The 2,977-nt window shown below is 42.6% G+C and carries 5 protein-coding genes; all 5 read right to left on the bottom strand.

The features are described from left to right. Nucleotides 1-417: 417 nt before the first annotated feature. A complete protein-coding gene (locus RDK53_RS12185) occupies nt 418-612 on the bottom strand; it encodes a hypothetical protein (RefSeq protein ID WP_308515248.1) in 195 nt (64 codons plus the stop codon). A 93-nt stretch (nt 613-705) separates the two neighbouring features. Next, entirely contained in the window at nt 706-1,443 is a 738-nt protein-coding gene (locus tag RDK53_RS12180) for a TrbM/KikA/MpfK family conjugal transfer protein (protein ID WP_308515246.1), read from the bottom strand. Nucleotides 1,444-2,147: 704 nt separating this feature from the next. Next, nucleotides 2,148-2,486, bottom strand: coding sequence for a hypothetical protein (locus tag RDK53_RS12175; protein ID WP_308515244.1), 339 nt, complete (start codon nt 2,484-2,486; stop codon nt 2,148-2,150). Nucleotides 2,487-2,508: 22 nt separating this feature from the next. Then, complete coding sequence (locus RDK53_RS12170; protein WP_308515242.1) at nt 2,509-2,814, bottom strand: hypothetical protein; 306 nt, start codon at nt 2,812-2,814, stop codon at nt 2,509-2,511. Nucleotides 2,815-2,834: 20 nt separating this feature from the next. Beyond that, nucleotides 2,835-2,977 (bottom strand): RRXRR domain-containing protein (locus RDK53_RS12165; RefSeq protein ID WP_374041589.1); only part of this gene is annotated, 143 nt, incomplete at its 5' end.

Genomic DNA, 2,977 nt, shown 5'->3' with positions numbered 1-2,977 from the left:
GGAACTTTCAGGGTCCGGAGCTGAGGAAGCACCCCGGAGTGAGTCTTGAACCTCTCTGCAACGTAGTCAGCATTGCTGCCGACTGAGGCTGGTCAACCAGGCTTTTGCAAGCCTCGGGCTTTTAGCCCGGGGTGGTTAACATTCGTTCTATATTTAACTTGGCCGGTTAAATGGACGCTTATGAACTTTTGAGAAGAATTATCTTTTACCGTACCTTCTCATTACGGGGCCTTTGTCTTTATAGATGCTCTGAATATTTAAAATAGGACAGTTCGGAGGCGTTTAAATTTACCGGCCAAGTAAAAATTTAAACTTTTTTAGCATCCGGCCTCCGAACAGCCTTGAAGAAAAAACCTTTGTAAAATAAATGCTTGCACTAAAAAGCTGAGATAAGAAAATTCACAAAGGTTAAAAACTTTAGGCCGCCTTTTTCTTCTGAATCCAAGCTAGCAGCTCGTTCAAATCTTCTGACTTCTTTTTCAATGTTTTTTGCCCTTGTTTGATTCTTGCTTCATAGATAACTAGCTTTCTGATGCCGGCAAGACCTTGTTTGAGCTTTTCTCCCACTCTAACAACTTCAACATCTGCGAGTTTTTCTTTATTAACAATCATTTTTTTTCTCTCGGGATTTACCACGGAGAAATTCCTTTGAAGTTACCGGGGGATAATTCATCAGATATTTCTCCATGGTTATGAAACTTTGCTCTACCAATGCACTCGTCTGAAAATTTTGCCGTCGATATAAACATCAATCGCTCGTCTGCTTTGGTAGTCCTGCCACAGCACCTGCTCATAGACTTTGACCGGCCTATAACAAGTAGTGGCATAACTCGATTCACCGGAATCTTCATAGCATGTGTAAGGTTCGTATAGAGTGCCTTGATAACCTTTAACACAGGCTTTGGTTCCGGCCCAACGCCCGGCAGAACTGCTGCCTTCGTCATTGTTGCCGGAGAAAAAGTGTTCTCCGCCCCAGTTGTAAGACGAAGAACCACGCTTGATATACTGAGTCCTTCCTCTTCTTCCTGAAGTTAAGTCCAATCCGTCTAACTTACCTTGCAAAAGATATCCCTTCGGAGCATCCTCCAGTCCGTATAGCGAGCAGGGGTCAAAACCGTCGTTAAGCTGCTTTGCATAATTGCCTTCCCCAGCCATCGGGCACTGCGGAAACGAGCATGGATGGCGTTTCGACAAGCACTTAAACAATTTATCAATAGGAGGTCGGCATTCGCTTACCGCCCTTGGCCCGTTTGGGTTTGCGAGACAAAGAAGAACTTCGCATCCCCAGCGGTCATCACCGGTCATAAAATCTATGCTTGGCATCCCCGGAATCTTTGAATAATTCTCCTGAGCCATGACCTTAAATGCAAAACAGGTTAAAAGGCCCGTACCGGCGATAAAACAAAGTGCAGTTTTTAGTCTTCTGGATTGAGTTATCTTCATTTTTTATCCTTGAATAACCGGAGATTGAGTCCTCCGAAGGGAAGAATAGAATTTGATTTGCACACTCAAATTACTAATCAACCCTCGGAGAAGATAATGAACTTGAAACGAACTCTTATAAGACTGAAACTTGCCCTTCAGTACAGAAAAATCAGGAAATTTATTTATATTGGTAGTGCTGAGATACTCTTTCTCGGAATTCTTCCCAGAATTTGGTTTGAAGTGCAGAGAGCTGGGTACTCTAGTGACAGCCTTCTTGATTGGACGACCGCGTCTCTCGCGTTCATAACTCTTGGTGTTACTCTCTACTTCTGGGATATTGGCAGAGATAACTCTATGATTATCAACATTAAAATCTTTGATTTCCAGACAATTAACGGGACAAAATCCCTTCAAGAGATCCAAGTAAAAATTACATCTTTGCGAGAGCAAATTTATTTGGAGTCGGTTAAAGTCTCCGACCCTCTGAACAAATTTTTCCCAGAGCCAACTCTTTTGAGTAAAACCTTTGACGAAAAATTTTCTGTAAAACTCAACATGAAAGCTATACCAATTTACTCTCTGGGAGAGACAACTACAGTGAGATTGTTCGTCTTGTTTCCAAAGGAAGAAACAGAGCATTTTCTTAAATTCATTTTCAGTGACGGTTCGCAGGAAAATGTTTTCGTAAGATTTCCCCTGTCTAACGGTAAATGAATACCTCTTCACAAATATGGAATACACAAAGCCCCCACTGTAATGGCGGCAAAGGCCGCATACTCTATGAATAATTCCAGCGGTTTTGGAAAATAATAAGGTAGTCCTGCAATCAGGCAGGCGGTGAAGAATTCCGTACCCCAACTGGAAGTATTGAAAAAAGGTTTTAGATCCGGGAGAATTGCTGTCGCTATAACTGACCCAAGGAAAACCAATGTAGTTGTTGGACATGGTTCTTTCAATCCATTTACTGCGCAATAAACAACACCCAAGATACTGGCTTGAAGGAGTATTTGATACTGAGTCGCTTGGGTAAACATAGTTTTTCCAGTTCTTGCTTTTTTCATCTTTCCCGGTAAATTTCATCTCCTACACCTCTCTGAAATCACTCGGCATAACGCACAAATCAAAACTTTTGCCTAAGACAGACAAATTCATCGTCAGTCCTTTTACAAATCCTTTTGTAGTTGAAACATATATAGGGGAACAGTCAGGAAGAATGCAGTAACCGTTGGCCGCCCATTCCAAATTCTTCACAGCGGAATAGACAATTTGGTAAATTTGCGGTTCCGATTCCGACGCCGGCACATCTTTGTACAACTCGGTCAGAAGAGCTCTTAATCGGGTCACAAACTGAGGTTTTAATTTCTTTGTTAACTGGATGCAGTTGTTCATCTAACTTCTCCAAAGATACCTCAGGTTTCAACCCGAGGAGGAGTTGGACAGCCTTCCCAACTGTAGGAATAACCAGCCACCCGGGCCCGTCCTTTTTTCAGGAGCTTTCTTGCTCTTGCCGGATGACAGGGCATCAGGCTCCTGCCTTTCCTATCTAATACAA

The organism is uncultured Turicimonas sp. (assembly GCF_902477955.1).
In the GTDB taxonomy this organism is placed as follows: domain Bacteria; phylum Pseudomonadota; class Gammaproteobacteria; order Burkholderiales; family Burkholderiaceae_F; genus Turicimonas.
This window is presented reverse-complemented; position numbering and strand designations above follow the sequence as displayed.